Annotated in this window: 20 protein-coding genes; 17 read left to right on the top strand and 3 right to left on the bottom strand. The window is 62.7% G+C overall.

The window, feature by feature from the left end; translation table 11 throughout:
- The first annotated feature begins 1 nt into the window (after position 1).
- Both PP263_RS15100 and PP263_RS15095 read left to right on the top strand, forming a co-directional pair.
- Entirely contained in the window at positions 2 to 1,552 is a 1,551-nt protein-coding gene (locus PP263_RS15100; RefSeq protein WP_308364463.1) for a gamma-glutamyltransferase, read from the top strand.
- Between the two features lie 331 nt (positions 1,553 to 1,883).
- Complete coding sequence (locus tag PP263_RS15095) at positions 1,884 to 2,906, top strand: adenosine deaminase (protein WP_308364462.1); 1,023 nt, start codon at positions 1,884 to 1,886, stop codon at positions 2,904 to 2,906.
- Between the two features lie 340 nt (positions 2,907 to 3,246).
- Here PP263_RS15095 and guaD read toward each other — a convergent pair whose 3' ends face one another.
- Together guaD and uraH are read right to left on the bottom strand one after the other, a co-directional pair.
- Positions 3,247 to 4,566 carry a guanine deaminase gene (guaD, locus tag PP263_RS15090; RefSeq protein ID WP_308364461.1) on the bottom strand — a complete coding sequence of 440 codons (1,320 nt, stop codon included), beginning with the start codon at positions 4,564 to 4,566 and terminating at the stop codon, positions 3,247 to 3,249.
- The gene (gene uraH / locus PP263_RS15085) at positions 4,567 to 4,899 is read right to left on the bottom strand and encodes a hydroxyisourate hydrolase (RefSeq protein ID WP_308364460.1); all 333 of its coding nucleotides are present in this window, start codon (positions 4,897 to 4,899) and stop codon (positions 4,567 to 4,569) included.
- 48 nt (positions 4,900 to 4,947) lie between these two features.
- On the opposite strand from uraH, the gene PP263_RS15080 reads away from it, so the two are divergent.
- Positions 4,948 to 5,145, top strand: a complete 198-nt coding sequence (locus tag PP263_RS15080) for a hypothetical protein (protein WP_308364459.1) — start codon at positions 4,948 to 4,950, stop codon at positions 5,143 to 5,145.
- A 347-nt stretch (positions 5,146 to 5,492) separates the two neighbouring features.
- Here PP263_RS15080 and PP263_RS15075 read toward each other — a convergent pair whose 3' ends face one another.
- Positions 5,493 to 5,936, bottom strand: a complete 444-nt coding sequence (locus tag PP263_RS15075) for an excinuclease ATPase subunit (RefSeq protein WP_308364458.1) — start codon at positions 5,934 to 5,936, stop codon at positions 5,493 to 5,495.
- A 293-nt stretch (positions 5,937 to 6,229) separates the two neighbouring features.
- Between PP263_RS15075 and PP263_RS15070 the strand changes: the two genes are divergently transcribed.
- From PP263_RS15070 to PP263_RS15005, 14 genes are all read left to right on the top strand, one after another.
- Positions 6,230 to 6,955: a beta-ketoacyl synthase chain length factor gene (locus tag PP263_RS15070; protein ID WP_308364457.1), complete on the top strand. Its 726-nt coding sequence runs from the start codon at positions 6,230 to 6,232 to the stop codon at positions 6,953 to 6,955.
- A complete protein-coding gene (locus tag PP263_RS15065; protein ID WP_308364456.1) occupies positions 6,945 to 7,730 on the top strand; it encodes a lysophospholipid acyltransferase family protein in 786 nt (261 codons plus the stop codon). Before PP263_RS15070 ends, PP263_RS15065 begins: the two co-directional genes overlap by 11 nt.
- Positions 7,727 to 7,987: a phosphopantetheine-binding protein gene (locus PP263_RS15060; protein ID WP_183462536.1), complete on the top strand. Its 261-nt coding sequence runs from the start codon at positions 7,727 to 7,729 to the stop codon at positions 7,985 to 7,987. The genes PP263_RS15065 and PP263_RS15060 overlap by 4 nt, the downstream gene beginning before the upstream one ends.
- 13 nt (positions 7,988 to 8,000) lie before the next feature.
- A complete protein-coding gene (locus PP263_RS15055) occupies positions 8,001 to 8,255 on the top strand; it encodes an acyl carrier protein (protein WP_308364455.1) in 255 nt (84 codons plus the stop codon).
- 2 nt (positions 8,256 to 8,257) lie between these two features.
- Entirely contained in the window at positions 8,258 to 8,809 is a 552-nt protein-coding gene (locus PP263_RS15050) for a hypothetical protein (protein WP_308364454.1), read from the top strand.
- Positions 8,810 to 8,813: 4 nt separating this feature from the next.
- Complete coding sequence (locus PP263_RS15045; RefSeq protein ID WP_308364453.1) at positions 8,814 to 10,508, top strand: AMP-binding protein; 1,695 nt, start codon at positions 8,814 to 8,816, stop codon at positions 10,506 to 10,508.
- Positions 10,501 to 11,241 (top strand): glycosyltransferase family 2 protein, encoded by a 741-nt coding sequence (locus PP263_RS15040; protein WP_308364452.1) that lies wholly within the window; start codon positions 10,501 to 10,503, stop codon positions 11,239 to 11,241. The genes PP263_RS15045 and PP263_RS15040 overlap by 8 nt, the downstream gene beginning before the upstream one ends.
- On the top strand, positions 11,238 to 12,161 hold the full coding sequence (locus tag PP263_RS15035) for a hypothetical protein (protein WP_308364450.1): 924 nt from the start codon (positions 11,238 to 11,240) through the stop codon (positions 12,159 to 12,161). The genes PP263_RS15040 and PP263_RS15035 overlap by 4 nt, the downstream gene beginning before the upstream one ends.
- Positions 12,158 to 13,729, top strand: a complete 1,572-nt coding sequence (locus PP263_RS15030; protein ID WP_308364448.1) for an aromatic amino acid ammonia-lyase — start codon at positions 12,158 to 12,160, stop codon at positions 13,727 to 13,729. Before PP263_RS15035 ends, PP263_RS15030 begins: the two co-directional genes overlap by 4 nt.
- On the top strand, positions 13,722 to 14,150 hold the full coding sequence (locus PP263_RS15025) for a thioesterase family protein (protein ID WP_308364447.1): 429 nt from the start codon (positions 13,722 to 13,724) through the stop codon (positions 14,148 to 14,150). Before PP263_RS15030 ends, PP263_RS15025 begins: the two co-directional genes overlap by 8 nt.
- Positions 14,151 to 14,356: 206 nt before the next feature.
- Complete coding sequence (locus tag PP263_RS15020) at positions 14,357 to 14,896, top strand: outer membrane lipoprotein carrier protein LolA (RefSeq protein WP_308364446.1); 540 nt, start codon at positions 14,357 to 14,359, stop codon at positions 14,894 to 14,896.
- Between the two features lie 4 nt (positions 14,897 to 14,900).
- The gene (locus PP263_RS15015) at positions 14,901 to 17,177 is read left to right on the top strand and encodes a hypothetical protein (protein WP_308364445.1); all 2,277 of its coding nucleotides are present in this window, start codon (positions 14,901 to 14,903) and stop codon (positions 17,175 to 17,177) included.
- Positions 17,174 to 18,403, top strand: coding sequence for an NAD(P)/FAD-dependent oxidoreductase (locus tag PP263_RS15010; RefSeq protein ID WP_308364443.1), 1,230 nt, complete (start codon positions 17,174 to 17,176; stop codon positions 18,401 to 18,403). The genes PP263_RS15015 and PP263_RS15010 overlap by 4 nt, the downstream gene beginning before the upstream one ends.
- Positions 18,388 to 18,930: a DUF3261 domain-containing protein gene (locus tag PP263_RS15005; protein ID WP_308364442.1), complete on the top strand. Its 543-nt coding sequence runs from the start codon at positions 18,388 to 18,390 to the stop codon at positions 18,928 to 18,930. Before PP263_RS15010 ends, PP263_RS15005 begins: the two co-directional genes overlap by 16 nt.
- Positions 18,931 to 18,932 lie beyond the last annotated feature (2 nt).

Genomic DNA, 18,932 nt, shown 5'->3' with positions numbered 1-18,932 from the left:
AATGACCCAAATCGCCTTCACCGCCCCCCACTTCAAGGCTACCGAAGCAGGCATGGCGATACTCCGCCGCGGCGGCTCGGCCGTGGACGCGATGATCGCCGCCGCCGCGGCCATCGCCGTGCATTACCCGCATATGAACAGCCTGGGCGGCGACGGCTTCTGGCTGATCCAGCGCAAAGATGCGCAGCCGGTCGCCATCGACGCCGCCGGCTGCGCAGCTATGGCCCTGGAACCGGAAACGGCACCGCCGAGCCGCGGCGCCGGCGCGGCCCTGACCATGGCGGGCACGGTAGCCGGCTGGCAGGCGGCGCGGGAAACTACTTCGGAATTTGCCGAGCCGTTACCGCTGGAAATTCTGTTCGCCGAAGCGCGGCGCGGCTGCGAGGAAGGCATAGAAGTCACCGCCAGCCTGCGGGCGGCGCTGCGCAAACTGGCGGGCGAGGGCTGCACGGATATCCGGAAACTCTATTACCCGGACGGGCGAATGCCGCAAGCGGGCGAGGGGCTGCGCAACCCGCGTCTGGGCCGGCTTTTCCAGCGCCTGGCGGCGGAGGGGCTGGACAGCTTCTACCGAGGCTCCCTGGCGGAGGAGATGGCCCTGGCACTGGAGGTGGCGGGCAGCCCGTTGCGCCTGGGAGATTTCCGCAGGTACCGCGCGCAATGGCAGTCGCCCCTCAATATACAGACTTCACAGGCGCAGCTGTTCAACCTGGGCCCGCCCACCCAAGGGATCGCCTCGCTGCTGATCCTGGCCATCTACGACCAGCTGTATCAATCCCACTGGGAGGAGGTGCAGCGGGTGCACCACCTGATCGAGGCCACCAAACAGGCCTTCCTGGTGCGCGACCGGGAGGTGGCGGACCCGCGTTGCCTGAGCGAACGCTGGTCCGAATTATTGCAGCCGGACCATATCCGCGAACTGGCGGGGAATATCCGCGCGGACCGGGCGTTGCCCTGGGGCAAAGAGGCGGAACCCGGCGACACCGTGTGGATGGGCGCACTGGATAAAGACGGCACTTTGGTGAGTTTTATCCAGAGCATCTACTGGGAATTCGGCTCCGGCCTGGTGCTGCCATGCCTGGGGCTGGTGTGGAACAACCGCGGCCTGGGCTTCTCCCGCGATCCGGCGTCGCGCAACTGTGCAGCGCCGGGCAAGAAACCCTTCCACACATTGAACCCGGCCATGGCGCAGTTCGCCGACGGCGCGCGCGTCGCCTACGGCACCATGGGCGGCGAGGGCCAGCCGCAGACCCAGGCGGCGCTGTTTGCGCGTTGCTTCTATGAAGGCAGGCCGCTGGCCGAGTCCGTCGCCGACGGACGCTGGCTGCTGGGGCGTACCTGGGGCGAGTCTTCCACCGACCTGAAACTGGAAGAGAACTTGTACCGGCGCATCGGCCCCGAACTGGAAGCGCTGGGACACGAAATTTCTGTAGTGCCGGAGCACAGCGAAATAATGGGTCACGCCGGCGCTATCCATATCGACGCCGCCGGCCGCGTAGAGTGCGCCACCGATCCGCGCAGCGACGGCCTGGCGCTGTGTGAAACTTATTAACCCGACAACCGAATAAGTCATTCTTGATCTATTTGGTTGTTGCCCTTGAAATACTGGCGGATGGCCGCCCCACGCATTTGCGGTCGGCGAGCGCGTCTAAAAAGCATTGCGCGCCACCGCATGGACTGCCGGGGTCTATATTCCAAATGAAGTGGACGGGGAAAAATCCGCGCGCGGGAATGCGGGAATGCGGGAATGCGGTACTGCGGACTCTCACCTGGAGCACTATTGAATTTGAATGGCGTCAAAATCCAAACCGACGCCATCCCCGCCGCCATGGACCAATACAATAGCGCCCTGTAGAAGCCTGAGAAAAAAGCGAGTAAGGATGATGAGCGAACAGAAAAACTTCGAAGACTGGCTGAAAGCCGCCCCCAAATCAGAATTGCACCTCCACCTGGACGGCACCCTGGAGGCCCGTCGCCTGCTGTCTCTGGCGGAAAAAACACATGTGCCATTGTCCTTCCAGACTCTTGAGGAAGTGGAAGCCGCCTATCAGTTCGAAAACCTGCAGAGCTTTCTTGACCTCTACTATTTGGGCGCCTCGGTGCTGCGCGACGAGGAGGATTTTTACCATCTGATGATGGACTATCTCCAGCGCTGCCGGGAAAACAATATCGTCCACACGGAAATAATGATCGAACCGCAAATCTATTTACCCAACGGTATTGAATTCCCGGTATTTATGGCCGGCTTCAAACGCGCAATCGCCGATGCCCACAGTCAGTGGGGCCAGTCCGCGCTGATGATCTTGAGCTTCCTGCGCCATATGCCGGAGGCGGATGCGCTGCACGTGCTGGATTTGGCGGAAGCCTACCGCGACGACTTCGTCGCCGTAGGCCTGGCCAGCGGGGAGAAGGGCAATCCGCCGCAAAAATTTACCGAACTCTACCGCCGCGCGCGGGAGCGCGGCTACCGCCTGACCGCCCACGCCGGCGAGGAGGGGCCGCCGGCTTATATCCGTTCGGCGCTGGAGGACTTGCAGGTGGAGCGTATCGACCACGGTGTGCGCTGTGTGGAGGACGAATCGCTGGTGGAAGAGCTGCGCGAGCGGCAAATTCCGCTGACCGTCTGCCCGTTTTCCAATGTGCGTCTGCGCGTTTTTTCCGAAATGAAACAACACAATATCCTGCAACTGTTGCAGCGGGGCCTGAAGGTCACAGTCAACTCCGACGACCCCGCCTATTTCGGCGGCTACCTGAACGACAATTTCATCGCCCTGTATCGCGAATTGAATTTAAACCGCGAACAGGCCCTGCAACTGCTGCAAAACGGCTTCGAGGCCAGTTTTCTACCAGCGGAAGCCAAACAGAATTACCTCCAACAACTGCGCAATTTCGCGGAGGGCCGGTGAGGCCGCATCTGCTGCAGCGCTGTGTTCGACTGGCGGCGACAAGGTGCAGCCAGCGCAGCGACAAGTAGAGCCAGTCGAAAGCAGTGTTTCGTTTTATTTTTGAACGAATCTCCGTATAGGGGCGTCGACCTCCAGGGATGGCGGGGTGCCGCCCAGCGGAAATGCAGATTTTGCAGGAGCAAAAATCTGTCCATGCCCGCGATCCCGGGAACGCGGAGCTCCAGCTCCGCAATGGGCCGCAGGCCCACCGTTGACTCGAGCCATCTCCGGCGCTCACCCTGCGGGCGCCTTCGGCGTCCAAATTTGTTCCAGACAAACTTGTCGGGGCCTGCGGCCGATCCTACGTGGCGATGTCCCGCGCCAGCGGATTGCGGTAAGCCAGTCTGCCGGCCACATAGGTGCGCTCGACGATGCGCTCGTCCGCCAGGGTCATGTACATAAACAGCTCCTCGCGGATATCGCGGCAGTGGCGCAGGCGCTCGCGCAGCAGGGGGTTGAGGGCGCCGTTCAGCAGCAACAGGTCCGCCTCCTTGCCCGGCGCCAGGTTGCCGATATGGCGATCCAGGTGCAGGGCGCGGGCGGCGCCCAGGCTGGCCATGTAAAAAGCTTCGGCGGCTCCCAGCGGGTAGCCCCCCAACTGACATACCTTGTAGGCATCGCCCATGCTCTGGAGCTGGCACAGGCTGGTGCCGGCGCCCACGTCCGTGGCCAGGGCCACGGGGATGCCGCGCTCGCGCAGCTTTCGCAGTTTCAACAGACCGCTGCCGAGAAACAGGTTGGACGAGGGGCAGAAGGCCACGGCGGCGCCGGCATCGGCCACGCGTTCCAGTTCCGAATCGCTGAGATGAATACAGTGGGCGTAGACGCTGCGCCCGCCGTGCAGGCCGTGCATTTCGTAGGTATGCAAATAGTCGCGGGCCTCGGGAAAGAGGGACGCGGTCCACTTCACCTCCTCGGGGTTTTCGCTTAAGTGCGTCTGCAGCCACAGGTCCGGGTGGTCCCGCAGCAGTTGCCCGGCAACGGCCAATTGCTCCCGGCTGGAGGTGCCGGCGAAGCGGGGTGTGACGGCGTAGCCCAGGCGCCCCTTGTTGTGCCACTTTTCGATCAGCGCGGCGGATTCGCGTCGGGCGCGCTCCGCCGTATCCAACAGGCCTGCCGGCGCGTTGCGGTCCATCAGCACCTTGCCGGCCACCAGGCGCATGCCCGCGCGATAAGCGGCCTCGAACAGGTGCTCCGCGGAGTGCGCGAAGCTTGTGGTGAATACCATGGCGCTGGTAGTGCCGCGGGCCAGCAGGGCGTCGATAAAGAAGTTCGACTGCCGCCGGGAGATTTCCTCGTCGGCGTACTGCAGCTCTGCGGGAAAGGTGTATTTCTCCAGCCAGTCCAGCAGCTTTTCGCCGTAACTGCCCATCACTGGCAGCTGTGGCGCATGCACATGGGCGTCGATAAAGCCGCAGGTCAGCAGCGCCTCTGGCTTGTACTCGGCGGCGGCCAGGTCCAGGCCGCGGGCGCGAGCCGCGCGTGCGTCTTCCAGCAGCGTGATGTGGCCGCCGGCAAAACCGATCACGCCGTCTTCGAAATACTCCAGCGCGGCATCGGGAGAACCGTGCCCGTCGTCGCGGAAGTGAACGATGCGGCTGCGCAGCAGCGTCTGTTCCACTCAGCTCCCCCGATAGGCGGTGTAGCCGTACTGGTTCAGCAGTAGCGGCAGGTGATAGCGACCGCCGCAGTCACCGACGCGGAATGCCAGCGATACCTGTGGAAAGAGGCAGTCCCGCTGCTGTTCGGCGAACCAGGCTTCCAGGTGAAAAACCAGGGTCCAGCGGCCGGGGTCGAGGACCAGGGGGCTGTCCCACTGATCGATACGGCCGTCGCCGTCGCTGCGGGCGGAGGTGAGCAGCTCGCCCTCCCGGTGGAGATCGACGGCAATACCCGCGGCCGGCTCGCCCCGGTGCAGGTCGAGGATATGGGTGGTGATGGGGGATCTTTGCATGTTGACTCCAATGGTTGCTGCGTAGGATGGGCAAAGGAGCGCAGCGACGTGCCCATCACTGACCGGTCGATGGGCACGCTGCGCTTTGCCCATCTGCGGGTTCTGCGCGAACAATTTCTCCCGCAGGCGGGTGATCTCCGCCTGCCGGCGGCAGCAACGCACGGTTTCCGCGCGCGGTTGTTGCCGATGGGTGCGCGTATCAGCGCAAGCATTCTCTCGCGGATTTTCCACTCGCACCGATATTGAAGATAAAATCAAACTTGTCGAAATGGGCGTCTTGAGCCGCTGCGGCTCACCGAGGGTGGTTTCGTCCGCCACGTTCGGTTCCAGGTCCCCGTGCATTGCCAGTAACAGGAGTGCAGATCAATCGTCGATGGCCATATCCGTATCGAAAATCACCGGCCGCGGAGGAGAGCCATTGGCGCTGGTGAGCAGGACGGAAAGCAGCAGGAAGAGGCAGGTGTGGATAAAGAATGGCATCGAGTGCTCGAGCTGGTTGCCGGCCGGAGGACCCGCCGCTGTTCGCGGCGGGTCCATACGTTCAAGCAAGCGGTGTGCCAGGCGGAGCGGTATCTGCCTGAGTAGAAAGCCCATTACTTGAGGGTGACCACTTCCCCTTTTAGGGTGACCCCGGCCATCACCGCTCCAGCCCCGCATTCGAATTCAGTGGGGCTGTTTATTTCGTTCTTTTTGTAGTAGCTGCGGATATTGACCACCGCGTTGCCGCCTTCCCGACGCGCGCGGTCCTGCAGTGCGATCATTGCGGAAAGGAACACCCAGCGACAGGCCTCGGTATCGGATTTGTTGAAAGCGTTGGTTTTCTTGTTGGCGGTGAATTCCCCATGGCGTTGGGTGATAGTGCCTTTTGGGGCCGCGCCGAATTGGAGCTGGATATCCCCGTCCAGCTTCGCTTTGGCATCGGGAGTGGACAGTGCATCCTGGATGGACAGCATATGCCGGGTATCCCGTGCCTGGGCGGTGTTAAGCGTAATCAACAGCAGAACAGCGGTTGCTGAGGCCAAAGTGCGTTTCATCATTTGATCTCCCTGGTTTTCCTGAATGAGCCTCCGTGTTGACGGAAGCTGGGCGAATCATACGAGAGCGCTGTGAAAACAAAAGCGCGTGGCGAAAGGAAATGAGACGCCAGTCAAGGACAAAATGTCAATTTGCTGGCGGAAATTGGTCAGTTTGGGTACCATTTCCGGCTTGTTTGCCGGTGCGGTGGCAAGCCCAAAGTGGCCGGGCTCTGATCAGAGCCACTGGGCTGTCGTATGAGGGACCGCCGGATATTGATTTCTTGGGGGGTGGGACCAGGTCCCATGATTAGCTGGTGCCAAATCATTTCACACTCTCTGCCTGGCGGGCCTGGGCACCGGGAATTGGGGATCAATCCGATTGGGTTCGATGGCGGCGAGGCGAGCTGAGCCTGGCCGGCGATGCCCTGCCGGACGTGTCATTCCTGCCCGCCATGCAGCGCCGACGCCTCAGCGCGCTGGCCAAGGCCGCCTTCTCCACTGCACAGCCGCTGCTCGCCGGGCGCGATATGCCCCTGCTGTGCTGTTCGGTGCACGGCGAGGCCCGGCGCACCTATTCCCTGTTGCAGGATGTGGTCGGTGGTGAGCCGCTGTCCCCCACCGCTTTTGGCCTGTCGGTACACAATGCCATCGCCGGCCAGCTCTCCATTCTCTGCGGTATCCGTTCCCCGGCGCTGGCCCTGGCGGGCGGCGATCTGCCATTGCAGGCGGGTCTGTTGGAGGCGGCGGGGATGCTGGCGGAAGGGCTCCCCGAGCTGGTGCTGCTGTTCTGCGAAGAGCCGCTGCCGGAACTCTACCGGCACAGCGCGCAGAGCCCGCCGTTTATCTGCGCCACCGCTCTCCATCTGAGCGCTGGCTCCGCAGAGGGGGCCGCAATCTGCGAAATGGTGCAGGCCGACGCCGGCGGGCCGGAATCCGCATTCGAGTCCGCCGAATACCAGCTGCCGTTGATTGCGGCGCTGGTGGATGGCGGCGGTCGTGTGCCCCTGGGGCAGGGCTGGGAGGTGCGCATTGGCGGTTGAGAAGATTTCCAACCTGCGGAGAGATTGCTATTGGGGGCGTTTGCTGGCCACCGCCGCCGCCTTCAGCCTGTTCGGGCTCGGCGGCCTGGTGCTGGGCCTGCTGGTGTTCCCGCCGCTCAAACTGATCTACCGCGACAGCGAAGTGTGCCGGCGCCGGGCGCGCCTGCTGGTGCACCATGCCTTCAGGGCCTTTATCGGATTTATGCATATCACCGGCATTTACACTTACCGGTTTTGCGACGAAGCGCGGCTGCGTCAACCGGGGCAGCTGGTGCTGGCCAATCACCCGTCGCTGATCGACGTGGTGTTCCTGATTTCGCGCATTCCTAACACCAACTGCATCGTCAAGGCGAGCCTGTTCCGCAATCCGTTTATGCGCTGGGTTGTGAGTACCGCCGGATATATTCCCAACGACGACCCGGAAAAAATTATCCAGCTGGCTGCGGAGTCGCTGGCGTGCGGCGAGTCGGTGGTGCTGTTTCCCGAGGGCACCCGTTCGGTGCCGGGCAGGGGGCTCAGGCTCCAGCGCGGTGCCGCCTATATGGCCCTGCGCGCCCGGGTGGCTCCCACACTGGTGACCATTCGGTGCAACCCGCCAATGCTGATGAAGAATGTTCCCTGGTACAGCATTCCGCTGTCCCGCCCGCATTTTCAATTCGAGGTCGCCACTGGCGACAGCGTCCTGGAACTGCAGGGCATCCAGGAAACGCCGCTGGCCGCCAGAAAAATAACCAGACAATTAAAAGAGTATTTCACTGAGGAGTGTGTCGCGTGAGCGAATTGGTAGAAGAGCTTAAGGGGCTGATCATAGAAGTGCTGAACCTGGAGGATATTTCCCCCGAGGATATCCAGCCGGAGGAGCCTCTATTCGGCGAGGGCCTGGGCCTGGATTCCATCGATGCGCTGGAGCTGGGTCTCGCACTGCAGAAAAAATACAACATCACTATCGACGCCGAGAGCGAAACGACAAAAACCCATTTCGCCAGTGTAAGCAACCTGGCCAACTTCGTTGCGGACAGTCGCCGCGGGTGAGAGAGATACAAAGATGTTGAATAGTAAAGAAGCGATTCTGTCGGAACTGACCGACATTCTGGTAGAGATGTTTGAAGTGGACGCCGCGGATATAACCCCCGAGGCACACCTGTCCGACGACCTGGATATCGACAGCATCGACGCGGTGGACCTGATCGTGCGGTTGAAGGAGCTTACCGGCAAAAAAATCGCCCCGGAAGAGTTCAAAAGCGTGCGCACCGTGGGCGACGTGGTCGCCGCTATCCAGACGGTTATGGGCCAGGCCTAGAAGTGTCGCGGTTCGCACAGCTGTTGCTGGCCGTTGTTGTCGGACTCTATCCGTTTGCGGTGTATTTCGGCATTCAGTACCTGTCGCTGGGTTCGCTGTTGCTGTTGCTGCTGGCGGTTGCCGGCTTGCGTCTCGCACTGGGCGGCCGCAGCGCAAAGACCGGAGCCAGGCTGGTGGCAGTGGCGATGCTGATCGTCGCCGCCTTCGCCTGGTTGCGCGGCGATGCACAGGGCCTGCTGTGGTATCCGGTGTTGTGCAACAGCATTTTGTTTGCGGTATTCGCCTACAGCCTGCGCCAGCCGCAGACGATCATCGAGCGCCTGGCGCGGCTGCGCGAACCCGATCTGCCGCCAGCGGGCGTGGCTTACACCCGCCGGGTGACCCAGGTGTGGTGCGGTTTTTTTCTGCTGAACGGCGGTATCGCGGCGGCCACCGCATTGGCCGGTGATATGCGGCTGTGGACCTTGTATAACGGCCTGATTTCCTACGGGCTGATGGGAGCGCTGTTCGCCGGTGAGTGGTTGCTGCGGCAGAGACTGATCCAAAAGGTGTAGGCGGATGCAGTTCAATTCGATATTCGGTTACGCCACCGATGACAGTCCCCTGTGCTACAGCGACGGGGGCGTGCTGAGTTTTGGCGCTTTCAAGCGGACGCTGGCCGGCGCCTGCGATGTGTTGCGCGAGCGGCTGCCGCGAGATGCCGACCGACCTTCGGTGGCCCTGTACAGCGGCGACAGCTACGAGTTCTGCGTGCTGCTGTTCGCCGCACTGGCCTGTGATTCGCAGGTGGTTATCCCGGCCAACAACAAGCGCAGCACCGTGCAGTCGCTGCAGCAGGATGTCGACCTGTGGCTTGGGGAGTGGGATGCGGAGGGAGTTGTGACGCTGGACGAGATGCCCGCGGCCGACAGCGGACTGCCGCAGAGTTTTTCCGGCGCTATCCAGCTATTCACTTCCGGCAGCAGCGGCGAGCCGCAGCGGGTGGATAAGACGCTGACGCAACTGCTGCGGGAAATCGCCGCGCAGCAGCGACACTGGGGGTCGCTGGCCGACGCCGCCACGGTGTTGGCGACTGTGAGCCACCAGCATATCTACGGCCTGCTGTTCAAAGTGTTGTGGCCGCTGGCGAACGGCTGTGCCTTTGTCGGCAAGACCTACGTGGATGTGGCGGCACTATTGAGGGACGCGCAGAGGCTGGCCCCGGCGATCTGGGTGGCCAGTCCCGCGCAACTGAGCCGTCGTATCGAAAGCTGGCCCTGGGAACGGGCGGCTTCGCTGCGCGCAATTTTTTCCTCCGGCGGACCGCTGGCGGCGGAGGATGCGAAGCAGATAGAAGCGCTCAGCGGCCTGGCGCCGATCGAGATCTACGGCAGCACCGAGACCGGTGGCATCGCCTGGCGGCGCCAGGCGGAGGGCGACCTGTGGCATCCGCTGGACGGTGTCGAGGTCGATTGCAGCGGCGAAAGCCTGCTGCGGGTGAATTCCCCCTGGCTGGACCGACCCTTCTCCGGGCAGGACCGGGTGCAGCTGGAGGCGCGGGGCTTCCGCTTGCTGGGGCGCGCGGACCGGATTGTAAAAATAGAAGAGAAACGTATCTCGCTTTCACAGATAGAGACACTGCTGTGCCGCAGCGATTGGATTGCCGCGGCCCGGGCGCTGACCCTGAAGCGCGGGCGCGAATGCGTGGCCGCAGTGGCAGTCCTCAGTGAAGAGGGCCGGCGCGAACTGGCGCAGCGGGGCAAATCCGCACTGGTGCGCGCACTGCGCGGCTATCTTGCGCCGGACCTGGAGAGTGTGGCACTGCCGCGACTGTGGCGCTTCATGCGCGAGATACCCACCAATCAGCAGGGCAAGAGCCCGAGAGAATTGTTGATGCAAGTTTTCGATGCGACGCCGTCGGCGATGTTGCCGCGGGTCGAAAGCCGCGAAGCGGAGTTGAACCGCGCGCGGATGGTGATAACTGTTCCCGCAGAACTGATCTGCCTCCCCGGGCACTTTGCCAGCGCCCCAGTAGTGCCCGGCGTGGTGCAGATCGATTGGGCAATGCACTACGGTCGCGAACTGCTGGGCATCGGCGACCGCTTCGATTCGATGGAAGTGATCAAGTTCAAGCAGCTGATGGTGCCCGGCGAGCGGGTAGAGCTGGAGCTGGAATTCAATCCTGAAAAAAACAAACTGAAATTCCGCTTCCGCTGTGCAGAGGATGAGTCCCGCGAGTACAGCAGCGGACAATTGTGTTTCGATCATGGTTAAACCCTGTTTCGTTATCCCGGTCTACAACCACGAGCGCGCCATCGCCGGTACGCTGGATTCCCTGCGCGGCTTCGGGCTGCCCTGCGTGCTGGTGGACGACGGCTGCAACAATAGCTGCCGTGAGGAATTGCAACGGCTTGCGCGGGAGCAGGGCGACTGGCTGCACCTGGTGGTGCGCGGGGAGAATGGCGGCAAGGGTGCCGCGGTAAAAACCGGCCTGCGGGCCGCGCGCGAACTGGGTTTTTCCCACGGTATCCAGGTGGATGCGGACGGCCAGCACGATCCGGCGGACATTCCCCAGTTTCTGCACCACTGCCGGGAGAACCCCACCGCGCTGATCTGTGGCTACCCGGTGTACGACCGCTCCGTGCCCCTGGCGAGGCTGCTGGGCCGCTACCTGACCCACGTGTGGGTGTGGATCAATACCCTGTCGCTGGAAATCCGGGATTCCATGTGCGGCCTGCGCTGTTATCCGCTGGTGGCGACCGTGGCGCTGATCGACGGCGAGTACACCGGTGACCGCATGGATTTCGATCCCGAGGTACTGGTGCGCTGGCACTGGCGCTGTGGGGAGCTGGTACAGCTGCCGGTGCAGGTGCGCTATCCGGTGGACGGCGTGTCCCACTTCCGCGGCCTGCAGGACAATATGCTGATCTCCGCTATGCACACCCGCCTGTTTTTCGGCATGCTGGCACGCCTGCCGCGCAGGTTGAAACCGGAGGCGGCGCTGTGAGCAGTGTGCACTGGTCGCGCTACCGCGAGCAGGGATTTTTCCTCGGGATCAAATTCCTGTTCTGGCTGCATCACTGCCTGGGGCCCGTCGCCTTCAAAATCGCGGTCTACCCGGTAGTGCTCTGTTATTACCTGAAAAATCGCAACGGGCGCCGGGCGATACGCGAATACCTGCAGCTTTTTTCCACGAAATATCCGCAGGCGGAAATTAAAGCAGACTGGTACACCGGCTTTCGGATTTTCCTGAATTTTGCCAACAGCGCGCGGGAGAAACTCGAAGCCTGGTTTGTGGGCATTCCGGCGAGCCAGGTCAATTTCCCCGAGCGCGGGGCGTTTCACCAGCTGGCCAGGAGTGGCCGCGGCGGTATACTGATCGGCTCGCACCTGGGCAACCTGGAAGTCTGCCGCGCCCTGGGCAGCGTGACGGATGTGTCGGTCAATGTATTGGTGCACACCAAGCACGCGGAGAAATTCAACCGTATGATGCGGCTGCTCAACCCCAGGAGCCAGGTGCGCCTCACGCAGGTGACCGAGGTGACCCCGGCGTTGGCCATGCAATTGTCGGAGTCGGTGGAGCGCGGCGAGTTTGTGGTAATCGTCGGCGACCGCACGCCGATCAATTCCGTCGGCCGCACCTGCATCGCGGAATTTCTCGGCCGCCCCGCACCCTTTCCCCAGGGGCCCTACATTCTCGCGGCATTGCTCAAGTGCCCGGTGTACACCCTGTTCTGCCTGCGCAGCCGCGACGGCTACGACATTTATATGGAGCAGCTGTGCGAGCAGGTGCGCATGGCCCGCGGCAACCGCGAGGGCCATATTCGCGAGCTGGTCGCCAGCTACGCGCAGCGGCTTGAACACTACTGTCGCCTGGCGCCGCTGCAGTGGTACAACTTCTATCCGTTCTGGGATCAAAATCGATGAATACAGCAGTGTTACAGCGCACGCCGGTGCTGTTCGACGGCTCCGAACTGAGCGTCGAACAGGTGGACGCAATCGCGCGCGGACGCGCCGCGGTGCAGCTGTCGGACGACGAGGGCTTCGTCGCGCGAATCAATCGGGGCGTGGAGTTTCTCGACCGCCTGTGGCAGCAGGAGGGGGTGATCTACGGCGTAACCACCGGTTACGGCGATTCCTGCACGGTGAATATTCCCGGAGAACTGGTGGAGGAACTGCCCCGCCACCTGTACACCTTTCACGGCTGTGGCCTGGGGGAAGTGTTCACCCTGGAGCAGAGCCGCGCGATTGTCGCCGCGCGCCTGGCCAGTCTCGCCCGCGGCAGTTCCGGAGTCCGTTACGAATTGCTGCAGCAGCTGGCGCGCCTGCTGCAGCAGGACGTGATTCCGGTAATTCCCCAGGAGGGATCGGTGGGCGCCAGCGGCGACCTGACCCCGCTGTCCTATGTGGCCGCGGTGGTGGCCGGTGAGCGCAAGGTCTGGTTCAAGGGCGAGCAGAGACCCACCGCGGAGGTTTTCGACGAATTGCGCATAGCGCCGCTGAAACTGCGCCCCAAGGAGGGCTTGGCGATTATGAACGGCACCGCGGCGATGACCGGCCTCGCCTGCCTGGCTTATCGCCGCGCCGAGTACCTGTGCCAGCTGAGTGCGCGCATCACCGCGCTGATGAGCGTGGCGCTGCAGGGTAACGCCTATCATTTCGACAACGCATTGTTTGCGGTCAAACCGCACCCGGGGCAGAACCGCATTGCGCGCTGGATTCACGACGACCTGAATGTGGGCGAGGCGCCGCGCCAGAGCAGCCGCCTGCAGGATCGCTACTCGCTGCGCTGTGCGCCGCACGTGATTGGCGTGGTCCAGGATTCGCTGCCCTGGCTGCGTCAGTTTATCGAGAACGAACTGAACAGTGCCAACGACAACCCCATCATCGACGGCGAAAACGAACATGTGCTGCATGGTGGCCATTTCTACGGCGGTCATATCGCCTTTGCCATGGACAGCCTGAAAAATGCCGTGGCCAACCTCGCCGATCTGCTCGACCGCCAGATAGCGCAACTCGTCGATGTGAAATTCAACAACGGCCTGCCGGCCAACCTTACCGGCGCCGAAGGTGAGCGCCGGCCCCTCAACCACGGCTTCAAGGCGGTGCAGATAGGAGCCAGCGCCTGGACCGCGGAGGCCCTCAAGCAGACGATGCCGGCGAGTGTCTTTTCCCGCTCCACCGAGTGCCACAACCAGGACAAGGTGAGTATGGGCACCATTGCCGCGCGGGATTGTATGCGGGTGCTGCAGCTCACCGAACAGGTGGCCGCCGCGGCGCTGATGACAGCCTGGCAGGGCGTGCAGCTGCGCCTGCGTGATGGCGTTGTACAGGAAGAAAATCTGTCGCCGGCGCTGCGCGCCAGTCTCCGGCAGGTCGCGGACAATTTCGCGTTGCTGGGGCAGGACCGCGAACTGGAGAGCGACCTGCGCAATTTCGTCAAACTGATACAGCAGCGCCACTGGCGTCTGTACGACGGGCAGCAGCATGGCTAAGCGGGAATTGCCGGCAAACTGGGCCGCGGAAATCGAACTGCAGGTACCCTTCCACGATGTGGATATGATGGAGGTGGCCTGGCACGGTCACTACGCCAAGTATTTCGAAATCGCCCGCTGCGCGCTGCTGGACCAACTGGACTACAACTATCCGCAGATGCGCGACTCCGGCTACGCCTGGCCGGTGATCGACCTGCGTATCCGCTACGCGAAACCGCTGCGCTTCCAGCAGTGGGTGGTGGTGCGCGCGGAAGTCGCCGAGTACGAAAACCGTCTCAAGATCGATTACCAAGTGCGCGACCGCGACAGTGGCGTGCGTCTGACCCGGGGTCATACGGTGCTGGTGGCGGTGGAGATGAGCAGCGGGGAGATGCTGTTTGCTTCGCCGCAGGTGCTGTTGCAGAAGCTGGGGGTGGAGTGATGGCTAAATTGGGTGGCTCTGATTTGAGGGGAGTGGCGGCCCTGCTACCGGTGGCCATCGCATCGCGTTTGGTTTTCGTAGGATGGGCAAAGGAGCGCAGCGACGTGCCCATCAAACCCTCGGAAGATGGGCACGCTCCGCTTTGCCCATCCTACAAGAAGAGGTGGCTTAATTTAGCGCTTTTTATAAAGACGCTTTTTGTTCTTTTGTCCGCACCGGTACAGGCCATCGACCGCCCGACGCTGGAGCAGATAGAAGCCCGGCTGCAAAAGTCCCCCAATATGCTCGGCCGTTTCGAACAGAAAAAAACACTCCCCCAGTTACCGCGGCCGCTGTTGTCCAACGGCGTGGTGGCGCTGTCGGAGGATCGCGGGGTCAGCTGGCGGGTACTGGAGCCTATCGGGTCCCACCGGATTTTCGACGGGGAAGGGCGGGACCCTATGGCCAAGCAGATCGCCTATCCGCTAATGCAGATCTTCCGCGGAAATTTCGCCGCGCTGGAAGAGCTTTTCCAGGTGGATGCTCAGTTGCTGGAAAGCGGTTGGCAGGTGACTTTGATTCCCAAAGGGGACGCGCTTGCCGGATTTGTGCAATCCATCGAAGTCTCCGGCAACGGCGATATCGAAAAACTCCGCCTGGCCGAGACGAACCAGGCGATTACCGAAATGCGCCTGATCGGATTGCAGGCCGTGGATGAACAGGACCCGAAATTCGCTGCGGAATTTGCCAGCGAACCACAAGAATAAGAATATGAAATACCGGTTTGTAATCTGGCTACTGATCGCGGCCGCCTTCGCCCTGGGCGCGGGCTCCCGCTATCAGTCCGGCTGGCTGCAAACCGATATTCTCGCCCTCGCCGGAGACATGTCGGCATCGCCCGCGGTGGCGGCGGCGCAGAAAAAGCTGAACGGCCAGCTGCAGCGGGAACTGCTGTGGATGCTGGTCGCTCCCGCTGGCGATAGCGAGCGGTTGGCGGAATCCACCGAAATACTGGCGCAAAAGCTCCAGGCCTCCGCGGCAATCGAAAAACTGGAATACCGCTGGGCCCGCGGCGAGCGCTACCGGGAGGAGTGGGCGCTGCTGTTTCCCGCGCGCCAGCAGCTGTTGTCCCGCGGCGACCGCAGCCTGCTGGCGGAGTCCCCGGACCAATTGGTGCAGAGGCAGCTGGCGGCCATCTACGGTCCCGAGGCGGGCGGCAGCCTGGACCTGGAGCGGGACCCGCTGGCGGTATTCCGCCACTATTTTGTCGCCGACGTCGCCGTTGATGCCAGCGTGTACCGGGAGATACCGGTGCAGCGCAGCGGCGAGCGCGAATTCACCCTGGTCCGCGCCACCGCAAAGCCGGCGCAGTTGAATGGAAAAATCCGTACACCGCTGCTGGACCTGCGAACGGAATTGAACTCCTGGGCGGAGGAGCGGGGATTTGAGCTGCGGGTGGCGGGCGCGCCGCTGCATACCGAGTACGCTGCCGCCGGCGCGCAGCGGGAAATCCGCCTGATCGGCGGCCTCTCCCTGGCGGCCATCTGCCTGCTCTCCCTGTGGGTGTTCCGTTCGGCACGCCCGCTGTTGCTTTCGGTGTTCGCTATCGGCTGCGGTATTTCCAGTGGCACCGCCGCGGTGATCGCGCTGTTGGGGCAGATACATATCCTCGCCTTTGTGTTCGGCACCACGGTGACCGGGCTGGCCATCGACTACGCATTCCACTTTATCTGTAACCGCCTGCGCCCGGGGCCGGCCCGGGACGGCGATGTGCTGCCCGGCCTGCTGCTGGGGCTGTTGTCCAGCTGCCTGGCTTTTTTCGCCCTGGCGCTGACACCCTTCCCGCTGCTGCGGCAGATGGGGCTCTTCGTCGGCTTCGGCCTGCTCGGCGCCTGGCTCACGGTGATTCTGCTGTTTCCCGCACTGCTGCGCCTGCGGCAAAAGCCGGTCGCACTACTGAAATACCTGCCGCGACTGTCGCGGCGCTGGTACGGCGGAGCGCTGGTCGCGCTGCTGCTGGCCGGGGGGGCAGCGGTGGGGCAGATACGTTTTGCCGACGATTTGCGCCTGTTTTACCGCGCGCCGGAGTTTCTCGCCGGGGACGAGCGCGCGCTCAACCGGCTTCTGCCGTCGCGCCCGGAATCCAGTTATTTCCTGGTGCAGGGGCGGGACCGGGATCAGGTACTGCGCCGCGAATGGCGGTTGACCGACAAGCTTCGGCCGCTGGTGCAAAAAGGACAGCTTCAGCGTTACCAGGCGCTGAGTGAAAGGTTGCCACCAGAGGAAATCCAGCGCGCTGACTGGACCCGTCTCAATCAGCTCTACGCCGGCGAATCCGTACAGGGTTTTTACACCCAACTGGGTTATTCCTCTTCGGAGGCCCGGGATCTGACCGCCGGGCTGCAACAGCCATTCCGGGAAATTTCCCTGGGGGACTGGCTGCGGGTGGCCGGCCCCGAATACCGGGACCTGTGGCTGGGCTGCGGCGACCATGGCTGCGCCTCGATAGTGCGCCTGTACGCAGTGGCTGACGATGCGGTTTTGGAGAATGTGGTCGCGGAGGGCGCGATACTGGTGGACCCGCCGCGGACAATTTCACGGGTGATGTCCCAACAGCGGGACCTGCTGCTCAAGCTGCTGCCGCTGGTGATCGCAATCGCCTACCTGGTGATTGCACTGCGTGCCGGTTTTGTCCGCGCATTGAGTATTGTGGGCCTGCCGGTGGCCGCCCTGGCGGGCTCGATGGCGGCGGTGACGATAAGCGGCGCCGGGGTGAGCCTGTTTCACGTGGCGGCGCTGCTGCTGATTTTTGGGATCGGTGTGGACTACGCGGTATTCAGCCACCTCAGCCGGCAGCGGGAAAAAAGCTACACCCTGCTGGCCATCGCGATGGCCGGGGCCACCACGCTGCTGGGTTTCGGGCTGCTGGCCCTGTCGCAGACACCGGCGATTGCCGATTTTGGATTTACTCTCGCCGTAGGCACTGGACTGACTCTATTGCTGGCGGCACTGTTTTTTTGCGAGAGCGAAAAGAGGCTTGACCGATGAAAGAAGTGGTATCGGATGTGGTAGTGATCGGCGCGGGCCCCGCGGGTGCCGTCGCCAGTGCGCTCCTGGTGCAGCGTGGCTGGAAGGTCTCGGTGGTGGAGCGGCAGGAATTTCCGCGCTTTTCCATCGGCGAGAGCCTGCTACCCCAGTGCATGGAATTCCTGGAGCGGGCGGATATGCTGGAGGCGGTGAAAAGTGCCGGCTTCCAGTTCAAGAACGGCGCCGCTTTCGAGAGGGACGGTGAGCGCACCGCCTTTGACTTTAACGACAAATTCTCCCCCGGTCACGGCACCACTTTCCAGGTGCAGCGGGCCGCCTTCGACAAGATTCTCGCCGACGAGGCGGAGAGGCAGGGAGCGGAAATCCATTATCGTCACAGCATCCGCGAGGCGGACATCAACGAAGAGGGCGTGCGCCTGCTGGCGGAATGCGACGGTGAAGAAGTGATTTTTCGCGGGCGCTTCGTCCTCGACGCCAGCGGCTTCGGCCGTGTGCTACCGCGATTGTTGAAACTGGACAGGCCGTCGGATTTTCCCGCGCGGGAATCCGTGTTCACCCACGTGCAGGACAATATCAGCGATGCCCAGTTTGACCGCAACAAGATCCTGATCACCGTGCACCCGCAGCAGCGGGATATCTGGTACTGGCTGATACCGTTTTCCGGCGGCCGCGCGTCCCTCGGTGTGGTGGGCGACAGTCGCAAAATTTCCGTGTTGGGTGACAGCCCGGAGCAGATATTGCGCCGCGCGGTGGAGGAGGCACCGGAACTGTCGAAAACCCTGCGCGACGCCGAGTTCGATACCCCGGTGCAAAAAATTTCCGGCTACGCCAGCGATGTGACCTCCCTCACCGGGCCCGGCTTCGCGCTGCTGGGCAACGCCGGGGAATTTCTCGACCCGGTGTTTTCCTCCGGCGTGACCATCGCCATGAAATCCGCTCAGCTCGCCAGCGACTGCCTGCACCGCCAGCTGGGTGGCGAGAGCGTGGATTGGCAGGCAGAGTTCGCCGAGCCGCTGAAACACGGTGTGGATGTATTCAAGACCTATGTCACCGCCTGGTACGACGGCCGCTTCCAGGACGTGATTTTCCATCGCACCGGGCAGACGGAAATCAAACGCATGATCTGCTCCATTCTCGCCGGCTACGCCTGGGACAAAAACAATCCCTACGTGGCCGGGGCGGAGCGCCGGCTGAATACCCTGGCGGAAATATGCGCGGCCAGCTGATTCTCGCAACAATTCTGGTTCTGTTCACCGGCTGCAGCAGCGCCGGAAAGGGTCCGGCGCAGATGCGACCGCTGGCCCCTCTGTTGCCCGGTGATAGCCGCCAGCTGGTGCAGCATATCGCCGTGCAGTACCGTGGCGAGCAAAAGGATCTGATGGGCGCGTCGCTGCTGGGGCCGGAGCTGGTGAAGATTTCCTTGCTCACCCCGGAGGGCGTCGGGTTGCTGGATATCTGCTACGACGGACACGAAGTGCGGGCGGAGCAGTATCTGGGCGGCAAGAGCATTCCGCCGGAGGCGCTGCTCGCGGATATGCAACTGGTGTACTGGCCGCTGCAGAGCCTGCGGGATGCGCTGCCGGTGCAGTGGAGCCTGCGCGAGGAGCGCGACGGCGGCAAGCGCAGGCGGCAACTGTTTTTTCGCGGTGAGCTGTTCACCGAAGTGACTTACAGCAGCGACGATATCTGGCGGGCCCGGGTGCAACTGGACCAGAAAGTGCTGGGTTATTCGCTGAATATCAAAAATTTGTAGAT

The organism is Microbulbifer sp. TB1203 (assembly GCF_030997045.1).
Lineage (GTDB): Bacteria > Pseudomonadota > Gammaproteobacteria > Pseudomonadales > Cellvibrionaceae > Microbulbifer.
This window is presented reverse-complemented; position numbering and strand designations above follow the sequence as displayed.